The sequence below is a fragment of the Streptomyces sp. NPDC060209 genome (assembly GCF_042728155.1).
Taxonomy (GTDB): Bacteria; Actinomycetota; Actinomycetes; order Streptomycetales; family Streptomycetaceae; genus Streptomyces.
On sequence record NZ_JBHWZS010000192.1, the window covers coordinates 1 to 16,436 of the forward strand.

A 16,436-nucleotide genomic window follows, 5' to 3' on the forward strand; every position below is an offset into this window, starting at 1 on the left:
TCTTCGGCCCGGCCCGCACCGGTTACCGATCAGGCTCACATCACCGCGACGTGGGTGAAGCGGGCAGCCGTGTGCAGTTCGGACTCGATACTCCCCGCGGTGAGCCGGAGTTGGGGCAGCACCTGCTCCAGACATTCCTCGATCGTCCGGCTGCTGCTGTGCATGGCGACGTTGATGGCCGCGACCGCGGTGCCTGCCCGGTCGCGCACGGGTACGGCGATGGAGCGCAGGCCGGCTTCGAGCTCCTCGTCGACCAGGGCGTACCCCTCGGCGCGCACACCTTCCAGAACGGCTTCGAGTTCGGCACGGCGGGTGAGGGTGTGGGGGGCCAGTGGGCGCAACTCCGCGTGGTCGAGGAGGGATCCGAGTCCGGCGGCGGGCAGGTCGGCCAGCAGGACGCGGCCCAACGAGGTCGCGTAGGCGGGGAAGCGGGTGCCGACGGTGATGTCGACCCTCATGATGCGATGGGTGGCGGCCCGCGCGACGTACTGCACGGAGTCGTCGACGAGGACGGCGAGGGACGCGGAATCCTGGATCCGCCCTGCCAGTGCGGCGAGGTGCGGCTCGGCGATCCGCGACAGGGTGGTGCGGGAGAGCGGTGGGTAGCCGAGTGCGAGGACGCGTGGCGTCAGCCGGTGTTCACGGTCGTCCACCGTGACGTAGCCGAGGTGTTCCAGGGTGATCAGGGCCCGGCGTGCGGAGGCGCGTGAGAGACCTGTCGCGCGCGCGACGGCACTGAGCGTCAGGGCGGCGCCGCCGTCACCGAAGGCGGTGATGACGGTCAGGCCGCGGGCGAGGGATTCGACGAACTCCCGGCCCAGTTCCTGCTTCGAGGCCGCGGTCCACGAGGCGAGGGCCCCGGGGGCCGGCACGGTTCCCTCGGGGGGTGCGTCGCGCAGTCGGCGCTCCATCGACGCGGCGGCATCGCGCAGCCGGGGCAGCAGGCCGTCGCGGAGCCCCTGCGCGGTGTACCTGCTGGTGTGGCTGACCACGCTGAGCACGCACGCGATGCCTCCGGCGGGATCCCGCACGGGTACGGCGAGGGCGAGGAGGCCGGGTTCGATCAGCTGGTCGTCCAGCGCCCAGCCGTCGGCACGCGCCGTGTCCACCCGTTCCTGGAAGAGGTCGTCCGCGGGGCACGGGCGCGGCGGCAGGGACGGGAAGCCGGATCCCGCCGGATCGGAGAGCCGCCTCTCCCTCCAGGCCTGCCACTCCTCGGTTCCCCAGCAGGTGGCGAAGAGCGCACCCGGGGCGGTGCGTTCGGCGGGCAGCAGGTCGCCGATGCGGAAGCTCAGGGACATCGCGCGGCGCCGGGTGGCCTGGTGCACGAAGCGGATGTCCCCGCGATCGGGCACCGCGAGCGACACGGACTCGTCGAGTTCGTCGGCCAGGGCGTCCACCTCGTCGCCGAGCAGGCCCGGGATGCGGATCGAGGACAGGTAGGCGTTGCCCAGCTCCATCAGGCGCGGCGCGAGGGTGACGACCCTGCCGTCGATGCGCACGTATCCCGTGCGGGCGAGCGTGAGCGTTACCCGGTCGACGGTCGAGCGGGCCAGGCCGGTGGCGCGTTCGAGGTCGCTGAGGCTGAGGGAGCCGTCCGCGTCGGTCAGCCGGCGCAGGACGGCGATGCCCCGCATGAGCGGGGCGACGGCCTCCGCGGGCACCTGCGTGCCGGGCTGGGCGGTCCGGGTCGGTGACATCTGTTTCTCCGTCGGGTTCGTCCGTGCCGGAGAGACACGGTACGGCGGTGGGCGGCATCCGGCCGTCCGGGGGGCGATGTCCGGATGCGTCCGGCCGCACCCGAGGCCGTTGACAGGGCTCCGATCCGGGCGGCAGACTCTTGGCATCATAGTGAAGGAAACTTCACTATGCGAACACTAATGGATGGACGGTTCCATGGACAAGGTGGTCGCGTCAGCGGCGCTGGCCGTCGCCGACGTGCCGGACGGCGCCTCGGTGGCGGTGGGGGGCTTCGGTCTCAGCGGTGTGCCGAACGTGTTGATCGATGCGCTGTACGCGAGCGGCGTCAGCGGACTCGGCGTCGTATCCAACAACTGCGGAGCGATGGACTCGGGTCTCGCGGTCCTGCTCTCCGCCGGCCGGATCAGCCGGGTGACCGGCTCGTACATCGGCGGGAACAAGGAGTTCGCTCGGCAGTACCTCGGTGGTGAGCTGGAGCTCGAACTCATCCCGCAGGGCACCCTTGCCGAGCGGCTCCGGGCCGGCGGGGCGGGGATACCCGCGTTCTACACCCCCGCAGGCGTGGGAACACAGGTCGCCGACGGCGGACTCCCCTGGCGGTACGACGGCGAGGGCGGGGTGGCCGTGGCCTCCCCCGCCAGGGAAGTACGCGACTTCGACGGCACCGAGTACGTCCTGGAGCACAGCATCCGCACCGACTTCGCCCTCGTCAGGGCGGCGAAGGGCGACCGGCACGGCAACCTGGTCTTCAACAGGTCCGCGCGCAACTTCAATCCGCTCGCCGCCATGGCCGGCCGCATCACCGTCGCGGAGGTCGAGGAGCTGGTCGAGCCGGGCGAGATCGACCCGGACCACGTGCACCTGCCGGGCATCTTCGTACAGCGGGTGGTCGCACTGACCCCCGAGCAGGCCGTGGACAAGAAGGTCGAGAAGCGGACGATCACTGAGCGGGAGGCACGGGACTGATGGCCTGGAACCGGAACGAGATGGCCGCCAGGGCGGCCGCCGAACTGCGCGACGGCGAGTACGTGAACCTCGGCATCGGGCTGCCGACGCTGATCCCGAACCACCTGCCCGAGGGCGTGCACGTCGTCCTGGAGTCCGAGAACGGCATCCTGGGCACCGGCGCCTTCCCGTACGACGAGGACGTCGACCCCGATCTCATCAACGCGGGCAAGGAGACGGTCACCGTCCGGCCGGGCGCCTCGTTTTTCGACTCGGCACTCTCCTTCGGCATGATCCGCGGCGGTCACATCGACGCCGCCGTGCTGGGTGCCATGGAGGTCTCGGCCCGGGGCGACCTCGCCAACTGGGCGGTGCCGGGGAAGATGGTGACCGGCATCGGCGGGGCCATGGACCTCGTGCACGGGGCCCGCCGCGTCATCGTGACCATGACGCACACCGCCAAGGACGGCAGCCCGAAGATCGTCGAGGAGTGCACCCTGCCGCTGACAGGCAAGGCGTGCGTCCACCGCGTCATCACGGATCTCGCCGTGCTCGACGTGACCGACGACGGTCTGGTCCTGGTGGAGACCGCCCCCGGGGTGAGCACCGCCGAGGTCCTGGAGAGGACCGCCGCTCCGGTCCGTACGGCCGAAAGGGTCACGTCATGAGCTTCCGCCCCCGCGACGTGTACATCGTCGACGCAGTCCGCACCCCGATCGGCAGGTACAACGGGGCGCTCGCGCAGGTACGGCCCGACGACCTGGCCGCCCACACCATCCGCGCGCTGCTCGACCGCACCCCGCAGCTCGACCCCTCCCGCATCGGTGACGTGGTGCTCGGAAACGCCAACGGCGCGGGCGAGGAGAACCGCAACGTCGGCAGGATGGCCGCGCTCCTCGCGGGCCTGCCGGTCTCCGTTCCCGGCGTGACCGTCAACCGGCTCTGCGCCTCGGGCCTCGAAGCCGTCGTGCACGCGGCACGCGCCGTGGCGCTGGGGGACCACTCGCTCGTCGTCGCCGGCGGGGTCGAGTCGATGACCCGCGCCCCTTACGTCCTGCCCAAGAGCGACCGCGCCTTCCCGGCCGGGCACACCGAGATGTACTCGACCACCCTGGGCTGGCGCATGGTCAACCCCCGGATGGATCCCCGGTGGACGGTGCCGCTCGGCGAGAGCGCCGAACTGATCGCGGAGAAGCACTCCATCAGCCGTGAACAGCAGGACGAGTTCGCTCTCGCCTCGCACCGGAAGGCGTCGGCCGCCCGGGCAGCGGGGCTGTTCGACGGAGAGATCGCACCACTGACGATCCCGCGCCGCAAGGGCGACCCGCTCGTGGTGGACAGGGACGAGTGCATCAGGGACGACGCGTCGCTGGAGGCCATGGCCAAGCTGAGTCCGTCATTCCGTACGGACGGCGGCACCGTCACCGCGGGCAACTCCTCCCCGCTCAACGACGGTGCGGCGGCCCTGCTGCTGGCCGACGAGGAGGGCCTGCGGGCCACCGGCCGTGAGCCGCTGGCCCGGATCACGGCCTCCGCCGTGTCCGCCAACGAGCCGCACTACTTCGGGCTCGCCCCCGTCGAGGCCGTGAACAGGGCGCTGGACCGGGCAGGCAGGAACTTCGCCGACCTCACGGCCCTCGAACTCAACGAGGCTTTCGCCGCCCAGGTGCTGGGCTGCGTGGCCGAGTGGCCCGGCCTCGACCCGTCCGTGCTCAATCCGCGCGGTGGAGCGATCGCGATCGGCCACCCCCTCGGCGCCTCGGGGGCCCGCCTCGCGGGATCCATCGCCCACCAGCTCAAGGCCGCCGGCTCCGGGGTCGGCGTGGCGACGCTGTGCATCGGCGTGGGCCAGGGCTCGGCGCTCGTGCTGGAGAGGTGACGCCGGCGTCGTACCGGCTGGGCCGCGCAGATGCCGCGCCCGGCCGGTACGGGCGTTTCACGCCCGGTGCGCGGGCCGTCCGTCCCCTTCCTCGCTGTGCACCTTGCTGTGCAGGGCGAAGTCGGCGCGGACGACCTCGCCGAGCCGCATGAGCTTCTGCCGGGCCTGCGGACTCCCGTTCGGCGAGGCCGCGACGACGGTGAGGTAGCCCTCGGGGAGCCCGGTAGCGGCGTACTCACCCCGTGCGTCGGTCCTGGTGCGGACCAGTTGCCGGCCGGCCGTGTCCATGATGATCACCGCGGCGCCCCGGACGGGACGCGACGCGGAGTCGTGGACCGTGCCCTCGATCATGGGGACCGGCTCGCCGAAGTGGTGCCGGTGGACCGGCAGCGCGGTGGGCACGGGTGTTTCCAGTGCGGGGTCCTCGACGGGCGGCTCCGACGGTTCCTCCTGGCCTTCGTCGGCGTACTCCCCCGAGGCCCCCCGGTTCCGGAGCCAGGCGTCGAGACCCATCAGGGCGACGCCGCCGGCGATCCAGGCGCACAGCACCAGAACGGGCTTGAGCACGCCCGCGCCGTCGAAGTAGAGGACGCCGCGCAGCGCGTCGACCGCGTTGGCGAGGGGCATCACCGCGTGCACGTGCTGGAAGGGCTCCGGCAGCATCCCCGCCGCCACGACCCCGCCGCTGGTGGGGATGGACAGCACGATGAACAGGCCCATGCCGACCGCCGGGAAGAACTGCCGGGTGAACGGGGCGATGCCGGAGGCGAAGGTGCTCACGGCGGTGGTGAGCAGAAAGGCCACGCCCATCGCGGCGGGATCGGCGGGCAGGTAGCCCAGCGCCGCTCCGGCCACCCACCCCACGACGCTGAACAGCGCGGCGGTGCCCGCGATCGTCAGGAGCTTCCTGCGCCGGCTGAAGGTGACGGCGCGCAGCAGGGTGGTCGCCAGGATGTAGGCGGGGACGCTCCAGGCGATGCCGAAGTAGAGCAGGGTCGAGCCGAGCAGATCCTTGCTCACGGTGTGCGCCAAGTCCCTGACCGTGAGCCGGCGGCCACCTCGTCCGGCGACGTCGCCGAACACGTCGCGAAGGGTCTGGCCGAATGACGCCCCGTTGGCCTGGGCCACGTACAGCACGGCTTCCCGGCCGTGGGAGGTGTAGGCCGCCGCCACGTCCCGGTCCAGCACCGCCTGTCGCGCCGCCCGGTCGTCGGCCACCACCGTGACGTCGAAGCCGCCCGGATGGTGCCGGAGCAGGTCGTCCTCGACACCGGGGGCGGCGACCGCGACCTTCACATGGTGGGGCTGCGGCGCGTGGAGGGCCGGGGCGAAGCAGAACAGGAAGCCGAGGAACAGAGCCGCCGGAAACCACAGGGCCTCAGCCACGGTCCTGGCTGTCGGCACCCCCCGGGGGCGCTGGGTCTGTTCTGCCACGGGGAGACTCCTCGGTCCGGCAATAAATAATGCAGTACTGCATTATTGCAGCACTGCAAACAAGGAGGCTCACAGTGACGACCACCCCCGGAGAAGGCTTGCGTGAGCGTAAGAAGAGGGCGACCAGGAAGGCTCTGCAGAGTTCGGCAGTGGCCCTCTTCCGGGAGCACGGTCCTGAGGCGATCACCGTGGAGGACATCTGCGCGGACGCCGGCGTGTCCCCGCGCACCTTCTTCAACTACTTCGCGACCAAGGAAGAAGCGGTGTTCGTCCTCGAGGAGGGCGCCCCCGCCCTGATCCGGCGGCGGATCACCGAGCGTCCCGCGCACGAGACCCCGCTGGAGGCCGTCCACGCCGTCCTCGCCGAGCGCCTGGGCGAGCTGACCACCGGCGGGATCCTCCTGGGACGCGCGGCCCTCCTGCGCGAACGCCCGGAACTGCTCCCGCGCATCGCGCAGACCAACCGTGCGGTCGAGGACGCGGTCATCTCGGCGGTGGCGTCACGCACCGGGCTCCCGGAGACCGATCTCTACGTACGCACCACGGCGGCCGTCGCCTTCGCGGCCCAGCAGGCGGCCGTCGCGTGCTGGCGGCCCGACTCCGGGGAGGACGCGGTCACGGTGCTCGGCAGGGCTGTCGGCATGGTCCGCGACGGCCTGGCGAGGAAGATCCCGCCGGGCGACTGAGCCCACCGGGCGACCGAACCCGACGGCGGCCCGCCTCCCCCGAGCGGCGAAACGGGCGTCCCGGATGAATGATGAACAGATGCTGTGGTGCTGCGGGTGCCCTCCGGCCCCTTCGCCGGGCGCAGGGGGCCCGGCTACCGATCACGAAGCGGAAGGCATGAGCGCATGACCTCCCAGACCGCGTTTCCGGCGGCGGACCGGGTGCCGCCCGTGCGGCTGCCGCCGCCGGGCGGTCCGGGAGACGTGATGACGGCGAGTCCGGGCGGAGAGGTCTGCCCGATGACGCCGAGGGCCGATCGATGAGGTCCACGGACGGGCTGCTGGAGATCGGCTTCATGCGCACCGTGTTCGACAGCCTGGGGGCGGGGGTGTTCGTCACCGACACCACCGGTCTGCTCACCGCGTGCAATCCACGTGCGGCGCAGCTCCTCGGCCGCCCGCAGGAGCAGATGCTCGGTCACGACATGCACGATCTGCTGCACCGCCGACGGGACGGCGGCACCGTCCCGCGGAGCGAGTGCAGTCTGCTGACCGTGCTGGACAGCGAACGGCCGACCGAGGGGACCGACGAACTCTTCCTTCGCGGTGACGGCAGCCTGGTGCCGGTCATCTGGGCGGCCACACCGCTGCGGCACGAGGGGCGTTCGGAAGGCGCGGTGGTCGTCTTCCACGATTTCAGTCTGCACCGTGACGCCGCCGAGCAGACCGCGGCCTACCTCGCGGCCCTGGAGGGGCTCACCGCCCGGCTGACGATGGTGGCGGAGGTCTCGACGGTCCTCATCTCCGCCACGGACACCCCGGAGATGCTGAAGAAACTGGCCGGGCTGCTCATACCCGACATGGGTGACTGGGCGGCGATCGACCTGCGTGCGGCGGAGCAGACGGGCGAGATGCAGCGCGTCGTCGTCCGTACCTCCGGCGACCAGCGGGTGGCGGACGCGCTAACGGGCCCGTTGCCCTCGTTGCCCGAATCCACCCGATCGGCAGCGATCCAGACACTGCGGAGCGCCGAGCCCGTCGTCCTGGACGCGGACACCCTCATGGACGAGCCGGACAGCCCTCTCGCGAGCGCCCACCGGGACCTGTTCGACCGGTTGGGAGGCACCTGCGCCGTCGTGGTGCCCCTGCACACCCGGCGGAGGGTCTTCGGCGCGCTGACCGTGGCTCGCATCGCCCCCGACTCCTCCTACACGGAGGCCGAGGTCTTCGTGCTCTCCGACATCGGGCGCCGCGCCGGCCTCGTCATGGAAGCCGCCGAACTGTTCGAGCAGCAGCGTCACGTCGCCGAGACCATGCAGCGCCAGCTCCTCACCCCACTGCCCCAGGTCGACCACCTCACGATGGCGGCCCGCTACCGGCCCGCCGAGAGCGCCGCCGAGATCGGTGGGGACTGGTACGACTCCTTCCTCCTCGGCGACGGCGTCCTGACGATGGTCATCGGGGACGTCGTCGGCCACGACCTCAAGGCCGCCGCTCACATGGCCGAGGTCCGCAACATGCTGCGCGCCCTGGCCTGGGACCGGACGGAGCCCCCCAGCCTGATCATCCGCCGTCTGGACGAGGCCATGACCCACACGAGCGACGCCCCCATGGCCACGTGCGTCTTCGCGCGCATCGAGGGCGAGGAGGGCGGACCCTGGGAGCTCCACTGGGTCAACGCCGGCCACCCGCCGCCCCTTCTGATCACCGCCGACGGCGACACCCGCTTCCTCGAAGCCGGTCACGGCCCTCTCCTCGGTCTCAGCTCGGCCCTGCACCTGGGGCTGGGGTGGCCGGACGCCCGCACGGAACTCCCGCCCCGCTCGACTCTCCTTCTCTACACCGACGGGCTCGTCGAGAGCCGCAGCCGTGACATCGAAGCCGGTCTCGCCATGCTGCGCCGGCATGCCTCCGACCTGGTCGGCCGTGGCCTCGAGGACTTCCTCGACGAACTCCTGGAACGCATCGACCCCAGCGGCGACGACGTCGCCCTGCTGGTTCTTCGCACCCCGGCGGCGGGCGTGGGAGCCGGCGACGACGAGGCACCGCCGCAGCACGCGCACAACCCGGCCGCGCCCGGCCGCGGAGCGCCTGGCTCCCGCATCGAGGACTCACCCGTCAGGGACACCTCGGAACCGGCCTGAGGCACACGACGGGCAGTCCGCCAAGGGGGGTGAGCACACCTCCGATCCGGGGGCGGGACGCACTGATCTCGCGCAGGGCCACTGGCAGGGTCGTCGGTGAGCAACCGATCGGTCCGTGAGATCCGGGCCATGACTCAGGGGGAAGTCCCATGCACCGCAAGCGCCTCGCCGCCGCAGTCCTGCTCGCCGCCACGCTGACCGGGGCACTCGCTCCCGTGGCGGCGGCCCGCCCGTCGGACCCGGTGCAGCGGCAGCTGGATCTGCTCGTGGGCCGGGACGGCGTGCCCGGCGCCCTCGCGTACGACGGCAGGGCGACCCGTACGGCGGGGGTCGCGGACCTGGTGTCGGGCCGTCACATGCCGCAGGAGCGCGGGCGGTTCCGGCTGGCGAGCAACACCAAGGCGTTCACAGCGACAGCCGTCATGCGCCTGGTGGCGGACGGACGGATCCGTCTCGACGACCGCGCCGGGAAGTATGTGCCCCAGCTCGCCGGACACGCTGTCACCGTACGGCAGTTGCTGAAGCAGACCAGCGGGCTGCCGGAGTTCTCGGCACTGGTCGACTGGTCCGAGGCGGGCACGCCGGAGGACTATCTCGCCCTCTCGCTCGGCACGGAGCCAGACTTCGAGCCCGGGGACGGCTGGGGCTACTCCAACACCAACTACCTGGTCCTCGGCATGGTGATCGACAGGGCGTCGGGAGTCGGCTTCCGCACCTACGTCGAGCGCACGATTCTGCGTCCCCTGCACCTGGACGACACCTACTGGCCCGCGCCCGGCGAGCTGACCCTGCGCGGACCGCACGCCCGCAACTACGGCGTGCACCCCGCGCTTCCGGAAGCAGGGGTCGTGGACGTGACCGATCTTCCCGGTTACGAGTTCGGGGCGTCCGGCGGGCTCGTCTCCACGCCCGAGGACCTCAACGCCTTCTGGAACGGCCTGTTCGGCGGCCGGCTCCTGCCCGGCTGGGCGCTGCACCTGATGACCCAGGACACCACCGACGTCGGCGGCCGGGACGTCTACCCCTCGGGCAGCCGCTACGGCTACGGCGTCGCCTCGATCCCCCTCAGCTGCGGCGGAGCCTACTGGGGCCACGGCGGCGATCTGCCCGGCGACTCGGTGGGCGGCGGCCGGGCCACGGGCGGGCGGGGCACCGTGACCGTCTACACCACGACCTGGGCGGCGGAGGGCGAGAGCCTGGGCCATCTCCAGGGCGCGGTGGACGCCGCCCTGTGCGGCAAGGGCCGCGCGTGAGCCGAGCCGGACGCCGCAGCCGTGAGCGGCTCCGGCCCTGCGGGGTTCAGGCGGCCGTACGCACGGCCCGGTCGAGCAGATTCTGTATGTGCAGGCCGTGCGCCGCGTCGATGCCGGTCCCCTTGCCGGTCCTTACGGCGGTGGCGAACTCACGGCGGAGGACGGGCCAGCACTCCTCGTGATCGATGCCGGCCGTGTCGTAGACCAACTCCTCCCCGGGTCCGAACAGTTCCACCCGGGTCCTGGCCCGCGGCAGCTGCACGCTGCCCGAGAGGGACGCCTGGCTGACCGCACCGTTCTCGTGCTCGCAGGTCAGCTCGATCCACCGGCGCGGATCCCCCGTGGCCCGTACGGAGACGATGGGTGCGACCGCGCTGTCGAGGAGGTCCAGGAGGTGGGGGCCGAGGTCGAGCAGCGCGCCGTGTTCCAGCCGCCAGGAGGTGGCGAACTCCCCGCCGAGGAAAGCCCCGTGCAGATAGCAGGAGCGTGCTCCCGTCACCTCGCGGGTGGCCGCCTCCGCGAGGAAGGCGCGGGTGGCCGGGTGGTACCGCTTCGTGAGGACGAGCTGGGAGATCACCCCGTGTTCGCCGACGGCGTCCGCCACGGCACGCGCCGCGTCGAGGTCGGCGCCGAGCGGCTTCTCCAGCAGGAGCGCGCGGCCCGCGGCCGCCGCACGCGGCGCGAGGACTGCCTGGACGGCGGGCGGCACGGCGAACGCGACCGCCTCGCACCGGTCGAGGAGTTCCTCGAAGGAGGCGGCCACCGGGGCCCCGTAGGGTTCGGCGACCTCGGCCGCGGCCTCAGGACGGCGCGCCCAGACCGCCGCCAGCGCCGTCTCCGGCCCTGCGGCCAGCATGCGGGCGTGCATGGCGCGGGCCCAGGGGCCGGCGCCCACGAGGCCGACACGGACCGGTTCGTAGGGCCAGTTGTCTGCGGGAGGGGCGGTGGACATGGTGCTCTCCGTCGTTCTGCTGTGGGTGCGGTTCGCTCAGGCGCCTTCGCCGGTACGGGCCGCGGCCGCGAGGCGGGCGTCGGCGCGATCGGGGGCGTAGAGGTGGTCGATGACCATGCGGGCGGCTCCGACCAGGGCCGCGCGGTCTCCCAGTTCGGAGGTGACGACCTGGAGGTGTGCCGTGGTGCGTGGCATGGCGCGCTGGTAGATGAGTTCACGGACCCCTGTGAGGAACGGGGTGCCCGCCAGATCCCCGCTCAGCATCAGCACTCCGGGGTTGAGCAGGGTGACGACCGTGACCAGGACCTCGCCGACGCGCTGCCCCGCCTCACGGGCGAGCCTGACGGCATCCGGCTGCCCCGCGGCGAGGTGCTCGCGCACATCGGAACCCGACGCGGTGGGCACACCGGCCGCGGTCAGCTGTCCGGCGATGGACCGGCCGCTGGCGACGGCCGCGAGACAACCGTAGGAACCGCACATGCACAGCGCGTCAGGGCGGTCGTGCAGGCGGATGTGGCCGATGTCGCCCGCCCCGCCGTCGATGCCCCGGTAGATCTCGCCTCCGACGACGACGCCCGCGCCGATCCCGGTGGACGCCTTGACCAGGACGAAGGCACTGCAGTCCGGGTGACCGGCCCGCTGCTCCGCCAGGGCCATCAGATTGGCGTCGTTGTCGACGAACACGGGCAGGGATCCGGCCGCCGGCATCGGACCGACGTGCTCGGCCCAGGCCTCGCGCAGCCGTTCCCGTACGGGGAAGCGGTCCCAGCCGGGCATGATCGGCGGCTGCACGATCCGGGCCGACTCCCAGTCCACCGGCCCCGGTACGGAGAGCCCGACGCCGCAGACCCGTTCTGGTCCCGTGCCGGCCTCGGCGAGCAGCGGGCCGAACCAGCGGGCCAGTTGGTCCAGGGCACGGTCGGGACCGTCGGCGATGACCAGGGCACCGGTGTGCTCGGCGAGGACGGCTCCGGACAGGTCGAGCACGGCGGCGCGGGCATGCCGGGTCTCCAGGTCCGCGACGAGCACCACGGCATGCGTCGGGTCGAACTCCAGCCGTGCGGAGGGGCGTCCGCCGGTGGAGGTGCCGGTGGCCCCGCGCAGCCAGCCCGCTCCGAAGAGCTGGTCGAGCCGGTGTCCCACCGTGGAGCGGGACAGGCCGGTCGCCTGCTGGAGCTCACCGCGCGTGGTGGCCTCACCGCTGCGGATGAGTTGCAGCAGATGCCCCGCGCTGGCCTGGTTTCCTGCCATCCCCGCCGTCCTCGCCCTGTCTGTCGCGTCCGTGCCTGCCCCGAGGGGCTGTCGCTTCTCTCCCCGCCGGCCCTCCCGGCTCCCGGCGTCAGCCCTTGTCCGCACCGCTGGTCAGGCCCTCGGTGAGGAGCCGTTCGGCGGAGAAGAACAGGAGTACCACAGGGATGGTGAGGACGACCGACCCGGCCATCAGCACGGTCTTGGACACCTCGATGCCGTTGGCCAGTTGCTGGAGCCCCAGGGAGACCGTCCACCGCTCGGGGTCGGCCGCCAGGAAGAGGAGGGCGAACAGGAATTCGTTCCAGGCGATCATGAAAACGTACAGCCCGGTGGCCATGAGGGTCGGCAGTGCGAGCGGCAGGATGATCTTGCGTACGGTCTGCAGTCGCGACGCTCCGTCGATCGCCGCCGCTTCCTCGATGCTGAAGGGGATGGTGACGAAGTAGTTCTTCAGCATGTAGATCGAGACGGGGACGGTCTGCGCGATGTAGACGATGGCGAGCCCGACGAGGCTTCCGGAGAGCCCCATCTTCGCGAACATGACGAAGAGCGGCACGGCCAGCAGTGTGGCGGGGAAGAGGTAGACGGCCAGGAAGACCGCGCTGACCTGACGGTTGCCGAAGAACTTCAGCCGGCTGACGGCGTACGCGCCCGGTACCGCGGCGGCCAGTGTGAGCAGGACCGTGGCGACGGCGACGAGCGCCGAGTTGAGCAGCATGCCGAGGAAGCCCTGGCCACCCTCCGCCGAGGACTTGAGGACGCTCTCGTACGTGTCGAGCGTGAAGTCCTTCGCCGAGACCCAGAGGTTGCCCGGGTCGAGGAGCAGGGCGTCGATGGGCTTCACCGACAGCATCAGCATGTAGTAGAAGGGCACGATGGTGATCGCCGCGAGGAAGGCGATCACCACCCAGCGCAGGACCCCGAAGAAGCGGTCCTCGAACTGGGCGCGGGTCAGCCGCGGCCGGGGGCGCTGCGGCGGGGACACCGGGCGGGTGGTGCGCTCCGCCCGTTCGTGGGTCATGGTCGGGGTGGGGGTCATGCCGACTCCTCCTGCATCTTCTTGCCGAAGAACTTGAAGTAGACGCCCAGGAGAGCCATGAGCACGACGGCGAGCACGAGCGCCTGGGCGGAAGCGGCTCCGACGTCGAAGCGCGAGGTGAGGAAGTCGTAGACGCGGACGGCCACCACGTCCGTCCCCGAACCGCCGCCTGTGAGCAGGTAGATGTCGTCGAACTTGTTGAACGTCATGATGAAGCGCAGTACGGACAGCAGTGCGATGACGGGCATCAGCTGAGGCAGCAGGATGTGCCGGAAGCGCTGGGACAGCGTGGCGCCGTCGACCTCCGCGGCCTCCTCGAGACCGGCGGGTACGGCCTGGAGCCGGGCCAGCATGAACAGGAAGGCGAAGGGGAAGTAGCGCCAGGTCTCGAAGGCGATGACGGTGAGCAGCGCCAGCGGGATGTCGAAGTGGACGCCGAAGAGGCCGACTTCGTATGACCTGGTGGACAGGAAGGCGATGGGGTCGTCCCACCCGAAGAGCTTGCGGCCCCATTCGTTGACGATGCCGTACTGCGGGCTGAGTGCGACCTCCCAGACGAAGGAGACCGCGACGACGGGGGCGACGTACGGCAGGAGCATGGCGGCGCGCAGGACGCCCCGGCCGCGGAACGGCCTGCGCAGGGCGAGGGCGGCGATCAGCCCGAGGGCGACGGAACCGGCGGTGGCGCCGACGGTGTAGAGGAGCGTGGTGCCGAGACTGCTCCAGAAGCCGGGGGATCCGAAGACCTGGGAGAAGTTGTCCAGGGTCCAGCGGCCGAAGAGGCCGTTCTCCTGGATGTCGACCAGCTTGGCGTTCTGGAAGGCGAGCAGGACGGTCCACAGGATCGGCAGGATCACCACGACCAGGACCACCAGGAAGGTGGGGGTCACGAAGGCGAGGCCCGCGCGGTTCTCCCGCCTGCTCGAACTCTGCGGTGGGACGCGGCGCTTCTTCGCGCCGCTCTGGATTGTGCTCATGGGTCGGTTACCTCGTGAGGGAGCGGCGTGCGGCTACTGGAGGGACTTCTGGAGGGCGGTCACTTCGTCGTCGGCCTCCTGGGCGGCCTCCTCCGGGGAGAGCTGGCCGCTGGTCATCGCCCCGATGGCCTTGGCGACGGGGAGTTCGCCGTTCGTGGCGCCGACGAGAGTGCCCTGCCCCTGGGTCAGGCCCCATCGCTTCATGCCGCCGACACCGGTGACGAGCCGGTCCAGGAGCGCGGAGGGATAGGCCTTCTGCATGGACTCCCGGTGGTCGACGCCCATGACGCTGGCGCGCCAGGCCTGCTCGAAGGAGCCGGGCTTCTGCACCGTGCCGGTGCGGACCGGGATCTTGCCCTCGGGGGCCATGCCGAACCAGTCGGCGTACCCCTTGCCCATCATGTACTCGATGAACTTCTTGGAGGCGTCCGTCTCGGCGGTCCTGGTGACGGCCCATGACGTGATCTCGCCGAACTGGGCGGGTTCCTTGCCGTCGGGGCCCTTCAAGGAGGTGACGACACCGGTGTTGCGGGCCAGGAACTTCGGGTCCTTCTTGCACTCCGGGCAGCTGGGCAGCGCGTCCGACCGCAGGCCCGCCAGCTCGTCCAGGAGGAAGGACGACCAGACCATCATCGACGACTTCCCGGCGAAGTAGGTGGCGCGGGTCGTGTCCACGCTCTGGGTGCCGGGCGCACCGTGCTCGCGGGCGAGTTCGTCGTACGCCGCGAAGGCGTTACGGCAGGCCGGGGAGTCGAGGGCGGGCTCGCCCGCCTCGTCGACCAGCTGGCAGCCGTTGGCCAGGGCGAGGTCCTCGAAGCTCTGCTGGGTGAAGACGTCCGAGGGGTCGGTCGCCAGCGAGATCCCGTCCCGGCCGCCCTTGTCGAGGGCCGCGGCGGCCTTCAGGGCGCTCGCGTAGTCGTCCGGTGCGTCGAGCCCGGCCTTCGCGAACAGGTCCTTGCGGTAGACGAGGATCTGGAGCCAGGCGTCGGAGGGGACGCCGAGCCTGGTCCCGCGGTCGGAGGTGAGCGCGAGCGCGTTGCTGTTGAACGTGTCCGGCTGGAGGTCCTTCACGATGCGGTCCGCGACCTCGGTGTCGAGCAGGCCGTTGCCGTACATCTGCCAGACCTGGCCCATGGGGACCGCCCCGATCACGTCGGGGAGCTTGCCGGCCGCCGCCGCGGACATGATCAGCTGCGGCAGCTGGGCCTCGTCCACGCCGACGAGATCGACCTCGACGCCGCTCTCCTTCTCGAAGCGGCTGATGACCTTCCTGGTCGCCGCCATCCGCGGCGGCAGGTTCTCCTGCGACCACACCGTGATCCTGTTGTCGGGCCGCTCCGCGCCGGAGCTGCCGGAACAGCCGGCCAGCAGGCCGGCCGCCAGGGTCGCGGCGAGCCCGAACAGGGTCGTCCTCGACCGTCGGGTCTTCATCACCATGCTGTGTCCTCACGCCACTTACGCACTTTCCTGGAGCATCTCAGCATCACTTTTGCTTGTTGACAAGACATAACTCTGAGATATCTTCGACGGAAGTCAGCGAGCAACACCCCTCCAAGCGCTACCGGAGCTCCCCGTGGAACGCGTCGTCCAGTTCACCGGCCCCCGTCAGGTCGAAGTCGCCGAGCACGAGAGCGCTCCGCTTCCCGCCGGGCACCTGCGGGTCCGCACCCGCTACTCCGGCATTTCGGCAGGAACAGAACTCACCGCCTACCGGGGTACGAACCCGTACCTGACGCGCACCTGGGACGCCGAGGCCCGGATCTTCCGCGACGGGGCGGCCGGGATCGAGTACCCGGTGGCCGGCTGGGGCTACTCCGAGGTGGGCGAGGTCACCGAGGTCTCGCCCGAGCTCGTCGGCACGCCCGGGATGCCGGTCACGGGCGATCTGGTCTGGGGCATCTGGGGCCACCGCAGCGAGGGCATCGTCCCCGCCGAGCGCATGGCCGGCCACACCCTGCCCGCCGGCCTCGAACCGCTCGCCGGGGCCTTCGCCCGGGTCGGCGCCATCGCGTACAACGCGATCCTCGCCGCCGACATCCACCTCGGCGAGGACGTGGCCGTCTTCGGCCAGGGCGTCATCGGGCTGCTCACCACGCGCTGGCCCGTGCCGTGTACGCGGAGATGGCGCTCGCCGGGATCACCGCGGTCGGCGAGTTCCACTACCTGCACCACCAGCCCGACGGCCGCCCCTACGAC

Annotated in this window: 13 protein-coding genes and 1 pseudogene; 7 read left to right on the top strand and 7 right to left on the bottom strand. The window is 71.3% G+C overall.

All coding sequences use genetic code 11. The annotated features are described in order from the left end of the window. Nucleotides 1-35: 35 nt before the first annotated feature. A complete protein-coding gene (locus ACFWFI_RS29135; RefSeq protein WP_387395756.1) occupies nucleotides 36-1,700 on the bottom strand; it encodes an IclR family transcriptional regulator domain-containing protein in 1,665 nt (554 codons plus the stop codon). Between the two features lie 196 nt (nucleotides 1,701-1,896). Between ACFWFI_RS29135 and ACFWFI_RS29140 the strand changes: the two genes are divergently transcribed. The 3 genes from ACFWFI_RS29140 to ACFWFI_RS29150 are packed head-to-tail and all read left to right on the top strand — an operon-like array spanning nucleotide 1,897 to nucleotide 4,525. Beyond that, nucleotides 1,897-2,667 carry a CoA transferase subunit A gene (locus ACFWFI_RS29140; protein WP_387395758.1) on the top strand — a complete coding sequence of 257 codons (771 nt, stop codon included), beginning with the start codon at nucleotides 1,897-1,899 and terminating at the stop codon, nucleotides 2,665-2,667. Next, complete coding sequence (locus ACFWFI_RS29145; protein ID WP_387395760.1) at nucleotides 2,667-3,314, top strand: CoA transferase subunit B; 648 nt, start codon at nucleotides 2,667-2,669, stop codon at nucleotides 3,312-3,314. The genes ACFWFI_RS29140 and ACFWFI_RS29145 overlap by 1 nt, the downstream gene beginning before the upstream one ends. Continuing rightward, entirely contained in the window at nucleotides 3,311-4,525 is a 1,215-nt protein-coding gene (locus ACFWFI_RS29150) for a thiolase family protein (protein ID WP_387395762.1), read from the top strand. The genes ACFWFI_RS29145 and ACFWFI_RS29150 overlap by 4 nt, the downstream gene beginning before the upstream one ends. Before the next feature lie 57 nt (nucleotides 4,526-4,582). Here the strand turns inward: ACFWFI_RS29150 and ACFWFI_RS29155 are convergent, their stop codons facing one another. Beyond that, the gene (locus ACFWFI_RS29155; protein ID WP_387395764.1) at nucleotides 4,583-5,959 is read right to left on the bottom strand and encodes a carboxypeptidase regulatory-like domain-containing protein; all 1,377 of its coding nucleotides are present in this window, start codon (nucleotides 5,957-5,959) and stop codon (nucleotides 4,583-4,585) included. Nucleotides 5,960-6,033: 74 nt separating this feature from the next. On the opposite strand from ACFWFI_RS29155, the gene ACFWFI_RS29160 reads away from it, so the two are divergent. The 3 genes from ACFWFI_RS29160 (at nucleotide 6,034) to ACFWFI_RS29170 (ending at nucleotide 10,021) form a co-directional block, all read left to right on the top strand. Continuing rightward, complete coding sequence (locus ACFWFI_RS29160; RefSeq protein WP_387395766.1) at nucleotides 6,034-6,645, top strand: acyl-CoA-like ligand-binding transcription factor; 612 nt, start codon at nucleotides 6,034-6,036, stop codon at nucleotides 6,643-6,645. A 299-nt stretch (nucleotides 6,646-6,944) separates the two neighbouring features. Continuing rightward, entirely contained in the window at nucleotides 6,945-8,768 is a 1,824-nt protein-coding gene (locus ACFWFI_RS29165; protein ID WP_387395768.1) for a SpoIIE family protein phosphatase, read from the top strand. Nucleotides 8,769-8,917: 149 nt separating this feature from the next. Continuing rightward, nucleotides 8,918-10,021 (top strand): serine hydrolase domain-containing protein, encoded by a 1,104-nt coding sequence (locus ACFWFI_RS29170; protein ID WP_387395770.1) that lies wholly within the window; start codon nucleotides 8,918-8,920, stop codon nucleotides 10,019-10,021. A gap of 46 nt (nucleotides 10,022-10,067) precedes the next feature. Here the strand turns inward: ACFWFI_RS29170 and ACFWFI_RS29175 are convergent, their stop codons facing one another. The 5 genes from ACFWFI_RS29175 to ACFWFI_RS29195 all read right to left on the bottom strand — a co-directional run bounded on the left by ACFWFI_RS29175 (nucleotide 10,068) and on the right by ACFWFI_RS29195 (nucleotide 15,677). Next, nucleotides 10,068-10,973, bottom strand: a complete 906-nt coding sequence (locus ACFWFI_RS29175; RefSeq protein WP_387395772.1) for a Gfo/Idh/MocA family protein — start codon at nucleotides 10,971-10,973, stop codon at nucleotides 10,068-10,070. A 36-nt stretch (nucleotides 10,974-11,009) separates the two neighbouring features. Continuing rightward, nucleotides 11,010-12,224 carry an ROK family transcriptional regulator gene (locus ACFWFI_RS29180; RefSeq protein ID WP_387395775.1) on the bottom strand — a complete coding sequence of 405 codons (1,215 nt, stop codon included), beginning with the start codon at nucleotides 12,222-12,224 and terminating at the stop codon, nucleotides 11,010-11,012. Between the two features lie 88 nt (nucleotides 12,225-12,312). Further along, nucleotides 12,313-13,179 (bottom strand): carbohydrate ABC transporter permease, encoded by an 867-nt coding sequence (locus ACFWFI_RS29185; RefSeq protein ID WP_387395782.1) that lies wholly within the window; start codon nucleotides 13,177-13,179, stop codon nucleotides 12,313-12,315. Nucleotides 13,180-13,259: 80 nt separating this feature from the next. Then, nucleotides 13,260-14,240 carry a carbohydrate ABC transporter permease gene (locus ACFWFI_RS29190; protein WP_387395777.1) on the bottom strand — a complete coding sequence of 327 codons (981 nt, stop codon included), beginning with the start codon at nucleotides 14,238-14,240 and terminating at the stop codon, nucleotides 13,260-13,262. Nucleotides 14,241-14,273: 33 nt separating this feature from the next. Next, nucleotides 14,274-15,677, bottom strand: a complete 1,404-nt coding sequence (locus ACFWFI_RS29195; RefSeq protein ID WP_387395780.1) for an ABC transporter substrate-binding protein — start codon at nucleotides 15,675-15,677, stop codon at nucleotides 14,274-14,276. A 136-nt stretch (nucleotides 15,678-15,813) separates the two neighbouring features. On the opposite strand from ACFWFI_RS29195, the pseudogene ACFWFI_RS29200 reads away from it, so the two are divergent. Next, a pseudogene (locus tag ACFWFI_RS29200) lies at nucleotides 15,814-16,436 on the top strand (hypothetical protein); the annotation flags it as partial.

Excerpts from the sequence above, each read along its gene's own strand:
- ACFWFI_RS29175 (WP_387395772.1), bottom strand. The coding sequence starts at position 10,973 with ATGTCCACCGCCCCTCCCGCAGACAACTGGCCCTACGAACCGGTCCGT.
- ACFWFI_RS29165 (WP_387395768.1), top strand. The coding sequence starts at position 6,945 with ATGAGGTCCACGGACGGGCTGCTGGAGATCGGCTTCATGCGCACCGTG.
- ACFWFI_RS29135 (WP_387395756.1), bottom strand. The coding sequence starts at position 1,700 with ATGTCACCGACCCGGACCGCCCAGCCCGGCACGCAGGTGCCCGCGGAG.
- ACFWFI_RS29150 (WP_387395762.1), top strand. The coding sequence starts at position 3,311 with ATGAGCTTCCGCCCCCGCGACGTGTACATCGTCGACGCAGTCCGCACC.
- ACFWFI_RS29140 (WP_387395758.1), top strand. The coding sequence starts at position 1,897 with ATGGACAAGGTGGTCGCGTCAGCGGCGCTGGCCGTCGCCGACGTGCCG.
- ACFWFI_RS29190 (WP_387395777.1), bottom strand. The coding sequence starts at position 14,240 with ATGAGCACAATCCAGAGCGGCGCGAAGAAGCGCCGCGTCCCACCGCAG.
- ACFWFI_RS29145 (WP_387395760.1), top strand. The coding sequence starts at position 2,667 with ATGGCCTGGAACCGGAACGAGATGGCCGCCAGGGCGGCCGCCGAACTG.
- ACFWFI_RS29170 (WP_387395770.1), top strand. The coding sequence starts at position 8,918 with ATGCACCGCAAGCGCCTCGCCGCCGCAGTCCTGCTCGCCGCCACGCTG.
- ACFWFI_RS29195 (WP_387395780.1), bottom strand. The coding sequence starts at position 15,677 with ATGGTGATGAAGACCCGACGGTCGAGGACGACCCTGTTCGGGCTCGCC.
- ACFWFI_RS29180 (WP_387395775.1), bottom strand. The coding sequence starts at position 12,224 with ATGGCAGGAAACCAGGCCAGCGCGGGGCATCTGCTGCAACTCATCCGC.